The organism is Bradyrhizobium sp. KZN70725, assembly GCF_055264925.1.
Genome location: NZ_JBUYWT010000118.1, coordinates 1 through 7,669 on the forward strand (window position 1 = coordinate 1; position 7,669 = coordinate 7,669).

A 7,669-nucleotide genomic window follows, 5' to 3' on the forward strand; every position below is an offset into this window, starting at 1 on the left:
ATCACCTCCAACCGTCCGACTCGTTCCAGATGATGGTGACGACGATACGCGCTGTGCATCAACGAGGCCGCGAAGTGCGCGCAACGAATCCAGGGGAAGCCGAGGGACTTCAACCGTCGGCAGTGCCGCGGCGGAATTCTCAGTCATCCATGCCGGCAGCAAGGCGCGAGAGCCGTCGGGCTGTTCGATCACGAAGTGATGGCGAGCCCCGTGAATGACGCGCCTCAAAGCAATGACGCGCTCACCAGCGCGCGGATGATGTCGATATTGAATGAAAACTTCGAACGGATGTTCTTGGGTACTATGTCGCGTGCTCGTCCGGGACTGGTAAAACCTGGCTGGCGTCCGCCTTCGGACGCCAGGCGGCCAGGCTCGATCATTCCGTCCTTTATTTGCGTATGCCGCGCCTGTTCGAAGACCTCGCCATGGCCCGTCTCGATGGTCGCTTCCCGCGCCTCATCGACAAGCTCGCACGGGTCCAGTTGCTCATCCTCGACGACTGGGGCACCCACACCCTCAATGATCAGCAGCGCCTTGATCTCCTCGAAATCTTCGAAGAGCGCTATAGGCGCAAATCGACCTTGATTACCGCCCAGCTGCCCGTTGCCCAATGGCACGACATGATCGGCGAGCCGATGGCTTCATGATGCCTCCTTCTTCGAACGCTTGGTGCGTCGTACCCGATTGCGAAGCTGACTGATCTGTTCGTCGGAGAGCTCGATCTGCCATGGCTGGCCCTTGGCCAACTGATGACCTGCCAGCAATCCGCGCGCGAGATAATCGAACACCGTCTGTGGGGTTACTCCAAGCTCAGCCGCAGCGCCCTGAATCGAGAAGCTCCCGTCGGGCCAGCGCATCGGATTCTTGTCCACGCCGTTGATCTTGACGGTGGGAATGCCCCAGCGGGTGCGCAACACCCACACGTTCTCGCCTTTGAAGGCGCAGCCTCGGGCCGCGATGAAGCCTTCTTGATTGAGGATTGCCGCGATCTCGCCATCCATTTTGTGTTCAGCATTCAACTCGACGATCCGTTGCCGCAACCGATCAATGTCGATGTAATTGCGGTAGGTGTGAACGCGCCGTTGCACGTGATGCTCGCTGGTTGCGCCAGTCTGCCAGACGATCTTGAGCCAGACCTGACCTCGGGTCCGCTTCTGATCAAGAACGACTTCGCGGATGACAAATCGCAGAATGCGCTTGCGATCGGCTGCCGACGTGGTGGCCGTATTCCAAATCCGCGGCAGGTTCTCGCCGAGCGCTTGTAGCCCAGCGCGTTCCGCCGGGCCAATCAGAAGCGGCTCTTGTACGCGCCAACGCGCATGCTGCTGCTCGACCGCCTCAACGACACGCAGCCTCTCTTCCCAAGCCCGCTCAAGTGAGCGCGCCACAAGACGGTTCTCGGGTTCTACGGCGTCATACTGACGCCGAGCGCGCTCGGCCTCGTAGCGGGCGCGCTCCACGCGAAGCGCCCACTGGCGCTCGAGCTGACGGCTCTCCTGCTCCAGTTGGCCCGCCGCCGCGAGTGCGATCTCAATCTGATCCGGCACCAGGGCATCGAGGACCACCCGCTCGACCAGCGCGTCAACCGCCAAGGCCCGGACTTCCTGACACAGTGCACTGCCTTGCTGGTCCCGATCCGAGCGGCAGCAATAGACCGGATAGTCGGCATTCGGGCCCGTGTAGCGCATGCTCATGCGCCGTCCGCAACGGCCGCAGATCGCAATTCCTTGTAACAGGGCTGCCCCCTTGCGCGGTACGCCAGAATGTCCTGCCTCATAGCGGAAGACGTTATCCGCCAGTCGCCCCTGGTTGGCCATGAACTCCTCCCAGCTGATATAGCCTGGGTGAGCGGCGTGGAGGCAAACCGCCCAATCCTCAATCGCCACCTTGACCGTTCCCGTCAGCGATCCCGGCAGGCATCGGCTCGGATCCTTTTGCCGGCGGCCATAAACGTACGCCCCAGCATAGGCCGGATTTTGAAGGATGCTAAGGACGCGTGCACTATCTGGCGCACGCCAGACGATCTCGTGTGGCGATGGTCCAAGCAGCGGTCGAACCGGCAAGGACAATCCGTTCCTGTCCAAGTAACGCATCACACGGCGAGCGCTTTGCAGTTCCTGGAATTTGGCGAACACGAGCCGAAGTCGGGCCTGCACCTCCTCATCGGGATTAAGAATAATTGTGCCCGCTCGATCATAGGCGAGCCCGGCCGGCAGGGGCAGCCGCAGTTCGCCTCGCGCCGCCTTCTGGCGCTCGCCTTGATGAAGGCGCATCCGAAGCTGATGCAGCTCCGCTTCGCTCATGATGCCGGACAAGCCCAGCAGCAGGCGGTCGTGATAGGCGCGCGGGTCGTAAAGCCGCTCGCCATCCGCAATGAGCACGCCGAATACCGAGCACAGTTCGAGAAGCTGATGCCAGTCCCGATTGTTGCGGGCCAAGCGCGAAGCGTCGAGGCTCACCACGAGACCGGCGTTGCCAAGGCCGATCTCGGCAATGAGCTTCTGGAAACCATGACGATCCACACCGCCAGCACCGGATTTGCCCAGGTCCTCGTCAATGACCTGCACGCGCTCCGGCGGCCAGCCTAGTCCGATGGCGCGATCGACGAGCCGGTACTGCAGCTCCGTGCTCTCTTGGTGCTGGCGCACCTGGTTCACGGATGACTGCCGCACGTAGACATAGGCCAACTTGGCTCGGTGCGCAGTCGTGAGCCGCTCGTCAGCGACGTTCAAGCTGATCAGCACGACCCAGTCCCCTTCCGGGCGTGCCGGGAACCGCTTGCATTCGCCGCAGCAGCGTGGCGAGGATTTGAGCGATCTGGGTTTGCGTCGCGGTCGACAGATTCGGCCACAGGCGCGGAATGTCGGTCGGACGGCCAGGTGGATTTGCCAACGTCGGTAGGGGCCGATACGCAACGCGACCTGGAAGCGGTCGGTGGGTCATCGCGAATCACCTTCTCGTCGAGAAGGCTCAGACTCGCGCTCAAATGTTGCATCAATGGGATCAGCGTACGTGCACTGATGCGCGGCAGATCGGCGGCGTTCGGGTGGGAAGTGATCGGCGTCTCGGCAAGATCCGTCGACGCGATCCGAACCGCCCGCGGCCGGCCGTCCAGCGCGACAACGACGTAGGCGGGACCGCGCCCCGACCGCTCCTTCAGCACCTCAAGCCGGTGCCCAAAAAGAAAATGATGCGGGTCAGTGATCGTGACGTGAGACACGACCCGCTCAAGAATAGGGGTACTCTGACGTGTTCGGCGAGCCAACCATCGCAGACGCTATCCTCGACCGGATCATCCACAACTCCCACCGCATCGCTCTCGAAGGCGACAGCATGCGAAAAAAAAGCCGCGCGCCCCTTGACCGACGTCGAAAACAGCGAAACGAATACCAACTGACTTCAACAACCAGGCAACCAAAAGCCAGCGCCGCCACGCTGTCCGCGATTTAGCGAAACTGCTGTCCGTCAGTTAGCGAAACCACTGTCCCGTTTTTGCGAAATACGCAGTCAGAAGGCCGGCATCAAAGGCCGCTTCCAGAGCCCGGCCTTCCACCACTCCAAAATCAAACCGTTCTGCGCCACACTCTGTCGGCATCGGGGCATTCCTTGAATCATCGCAAAGTCCTTCTCGCAAAAAGAACTTTCGCTGATTCCCGCCCCCGATGCGCCTCAACACTGTGAGAAATGCGGGCTAGGCGCCGAAGAGCGGATGCGGGTGCGACATGAACAAAGCGCTCCTCATTTGACGGTCCTGGAAGCCTGGCTGCGCGATGAGCGTGCCCGTAGCGCTCTGCGTCCGTCGCCGAACCGATCGACTACATGCTCAAACGTTGCGAACGGTTTGCGCGATTCATCGATGACGGCAGGATCTGCCTCACCAACAACGCGGCCGAGCGTGCGCTGCGCGGCTTTGCGCTGGGACGAAATCGTGGCTCTTTGCCCGTTCCAAACGCGGGGCCGACCGGGCCGCGGCCGTGGCCATGCTGATCGTGATGGCCAAGCTCGACGACGTCGATCCGCTGGCTTGGCTCGCTGACGTGCTCGCTTGCGTCGCCGGCATTCCGGAAGGCCGGCTTCACGAGCTACTGCCCTGGGATGGAAGTGCGCGGCCTCCGCTATCGCTCAGGCGGCCTGATCACTCTCACGCCGGGTCAGAACGATCATCGACGGGCTGCGCGAGCTTCTGGCGTGCAATTGGAGAGCTGTACGCGAGCCGGCCAGGATGCGCGTCATCGCAGGTGGCCGGTTCGACCGTCGTCTCGACGTCAGCAGTATCGGCATGGATAGCCTCACGCCTTCCTGCGCACTACCAGAATCTAGGGCGCCGTGCTGGGTGAGGAGGAGCGACGATTTGGCAAAGGGATGTGGGATTGCCACCATGATCGCCCAACAAACTGACTCGAGCGTTTTGGGGTTGATTGCACAGATATATCGTCCTGATGGCGACCGGGTCAGGTTAAGATCGGTGTCCGGCCGCTCAGTGATGAGTCCCCGGGCCATGATGATGGTCAAGGCCGGATTCGTGAAACTGGTTGTGGAGACGGCGGTATGCGGATTCCAATACCAGACGCATTTGCTTTCTGCGTAGCGAATCAGCCCGAGTTCCTATCGAATCGATATAGGCCATTGCGCCTTCGATTTGTTCTAGGATCGTCATTGCGTCAGCTGCCGCGAAAAATTTCGAGCCTTCTACGTGGATCATCACGGGGGACGTATGCGCTGCGATCATTTCGGGCTTGTCATCGTACTTCGCGCGCACAAGCAACGCGATCCACGAGCTTTTGTCGATCTTGATCGACCAGCCGCCTTCATCCTCGTTGCGATTCAGTCTATGGGTTTCTCTGATCGTTCCATTGACGATCAATTCGATCTGTGTCATGGGCACGATCACACTTGCGACCCGCCAAGTTACATCTACGGTCCCGCCCGATGCCGACATGCGAAGCGTCGTTCCTATTGCGTGGCCATCGACTTCGAACTCCAACAGTGGACCGAATGTGACGAAGGTCCTGGCAGACCTGATCGCTGCCGTCCACGACTCATACTCAAAGGTATAGTCCGGAGCGATTTGGGCATACGTCCTCACCGTTCCGACAGCACCTCCGGCGCTCATTTTGTCGGTACCGCCAACTGCGGCGATAAGGTAACCGTTGTTGAGAAAACGATACCAATCGAGCAGCGAATACGGATTAATGCCATTGTAAAACTCGCTAGAACACATCTCAATCGCATCCGCTTGTCCGGAAATGATCGTTGCAGCATTCTCGAGACGTGGAATTGGGAAATGGGGCAAGACAACGATCCCACCTTTTGCACGACATTGTTTCGCCCATTCAGTAAGAAGCACGTCAACGGGATCACCAATGGCAGATTCATGCGGACCGCCACTGCAAAGCGGCGTGATTATGCTCCCTTCGTAACCGAGTAGTGAGATGTGCCCCAAGATGTGCTGGCGATTCTCGCTACCAACTCGAACGAGATATTCTCCGTCGCCACCAGCCGCCTTGGAGCCGAATGTGCTCTTGCCATCGAAGTCGCCTACGTTCGTCATCAACTCTCCCCATTGGCTGGCCAGCAGATTGATCACGTTGACTCCCTCAGCAGCCCCTTCGAGCATCGCTGTCGCCGGAGATAAGAAGTGGACATGCGTGTCAGCGGTGACCCAGCCCTTCTCGCGCCAATGCAGCACCTTTTCCAACTCTATGACGACCTCTTCGGTCGACTGGGTGATGCTTACGATCGTCCGCACTGGCTTGACCTCGAATCCCTTTGTGACCTCGACGTAAACCTCGCCAAGCGGGAGGTCGATGATCGTCTCGCCCGGTATGTAGGCGCAGGTGTGGCTCCCGTGACACAAGCTCGCCGAGCCCAAGTCCTCAAACCATCGAGGGTTAGGAACGCGGTGCCGGTCCAAGGGCGCCAAGTATTCGCCGCTGCGTCCATGGACGTGCAACTTCGCGGGGACAACGCTCCTGGATACGCTTTCGACTACGCGGAGTTTAACCCGCTTGATCGCAGGGGCGACGCTCCGGATGGCCCACCCGGAGGTAGAGGTCTCATCAGCATTTTCAGGTAAGCCGATGCGCGTGCCGTTGCGAACATGGAAAGTTGCATTTGGATGTGACGAATACTCTACAAGCACCTGATTGGGCGCTTTGATGGGCTGCAGATTCTGGCGCGTGCTGGGCCAGTCCGCGTCCGGATAAATCAGATGCGGTTGCACGGAAATTACCTGGCCTAAGTCGAGCCGTACCGATTCGGTAAGCTCCTCCGAATGGCTAAAGGGAAGTGTCAGGATCGCTTTTTGTCTTCTGTTCCAAATTAGTGGATTCGAAGCCACATCGGCAGTCGATAATCCCGAGACGAGGATGACGCCATCTCTTGGCTCAAATCTGAGTCGCACGACGGCTTTTTGCGGCTGTGGATTTTCGAAAGCCCAGAGATAGTTGTTCCACGGGCCACGGTCGCCGGCAAAGCTTCGGGTTTGCTGCCACCCCCAGCTGTCACGGTTACTTCCTTTATCGCTCTCGGGCAATGACGGACTCGGCTTCTTTGCCGGGACTGCTTCAGTGCAGCCTTCGCCATAAAATGGGTAGACCGGACCGATCTGATGTCTACGGCGAATCTCGACGCGCTGTTCGGTACCGTCGTCGAAGCAGAAGACGTAAACTGCTTCAAGTACACCGAGCGCGACGGTATTCTGCAACGAACCGGCGCCATTCTCATCAGATCGAACGTCGGATGTATGCAAGAAAACAAACCACCTTGCCGCCGTTGGAGCGATGTCAAAGCCGACGGGCTCATCCCGGATCAAGACTGGATCGTCTACATTGAAAGGAATACCCCACGCAACGCAATCGCCTTGGTGAGCATGCCCAAGTGCGGTAGTCAGGTGATCCGAAAGTCCAAGTTGCCCGAGCTGCTTGAACTTGCAATTGCCAAACAAGCGAACCGGTGTGAAGTGGGACGAGGATGGACCATCACGGAAAGGACGCATGAGCTTTTAGATCTCCATAACAGCAGATGAATATCACCAGCATTTTTTAGCTCCTCAGGGCAACATAGAGCCGCATCGCACGCTGTGGCGCTTTGCGCCAACCTCCAACCCGGGGGCGTGTCCGAACGCTCGCATGAGGTGCCACGCCGTAAGCAGTGAACGGGCGCCGCAAGTGAGGCCGCACTAGCAAGGAAGGAGCGACGCGAGTGCCCTAACATTTTCCTTCATAGGCCTTTGATTGTTAGGACGCGTGCATTTGACGGCGTTGTTATCGAGGCAAGTTCCCGTTATGGCGATCACCCCGTGTCCTTTGTTGTCAAAGATACAAAGGTGGGTACCAAAGTGTGGGGCAGCTGGAAGGCTTAATGAACGCGAAATCGACCAAAAAGCGCAGAAATGCTGCAAAAACATAGGAATCTTGGTCGCGCAGCGCGCGCTGATATTTCAAGATGCGATACTATCCAAGCTTCGGCCGGCAACCGAGCACCCTTTCGCGGGTCGCGCCCAAACGCGGTGGCATCTAGCCAACAACCTCGCTCCGGCACGGGACAGGCAAACTCGCTGCGGATTCCGACGAAGCCGGCCATGCATTCCAATTCGAAGCCGGCCGGGTATTCCGATCTGAAGCCGGCCACCCGTGGCGTCGTTCGCATGGGTCAAATTCATGATGTC

Annotated in this window: 3 protein-coding genes and 2 pseudogenes; 3 read left to right on the top strand and 2 right to left on the bottom strand. The window is 59.0% G+C overall.

The window, feature by feature from the left end:
• Window positions 1-317 precede the first annotated feature (317 nt).
• A pseudogene (locus tag ACZBJS_RS41475) lies at window positions 318-635 on the top strand (ATP-binding protein); the annotation flags it as partial.
• Window positions 636-641: 6 nt separating this feature from the next.
• Here ACZBJS_RS41475 and ACZBJS_RS41480 read toward each other — a convergent pair.
• Window positions 642-2,744, bottom strand: coding sequence for a recombinase family protein (locus ACZBJS_RS41480; protein ID WP_463440231.1), 2,103 nt, complete (start codon window positions 2,742-2,744; stop codon window positions 642-644).
• 505 nt (window positions 2,745-3,249) lie between these two features.
• Between ACZBJS_RS41480 and ACZBJS_RS41485 the strand changes: the two genes are divergently transcribed.
• Both ACZBJS_RS41485 and ACZBJS_RS41490 read left to right on the top strand, forming a co-directional pair.
• On the top strand, window positions 3,250-3,450 hold the full coding sequence (locus ACZBJS_RS41485; protein ID WP_463440232.1) for an ATP-binding protein: 201 nt from the start codon (window positions 3,250-3,252) through the stop codon (window positions 3,448-3,450).
• Between the two features lie 238 nt (window positions 3,451-3,688).
• Window positions 3,689-4,097: pseudogene (locus ACZBJS_RS41490) on the top strand (IS66 family transposase); the annotation flags it as partial.
• A gap of 380 nt (window positions 4,098-4,477) precedes the next feature.
• On the opposite strand, the gene ACZBJS_RS41495 reads toward ACZBJS_RS41490, so the two are convergent.
• Window positions 4,478-6,997 (bottom strand): CehA/McbA family metallohydrolase, encoded by a 2,520-nt coding sequence (locus tag ACZBJS_RS41495; protein WP_463440233.1) that lies wholly within the window; start codon window positions 6,995-6,997, stop codon window positions 4,478-4,480.
• Window positions 6,998-7,669 lie beyond the last annotated feature (672 nt).

Coding starts and splice junctions, on each gene's coding strand:
- ACZBJS_RS41495 (WP_463440233.1), bottom strand. CDS start 6,997: ATGCGTCCTTTCCGTGATGGTCCATCCTCGTCCCACTTCACACCGGTT.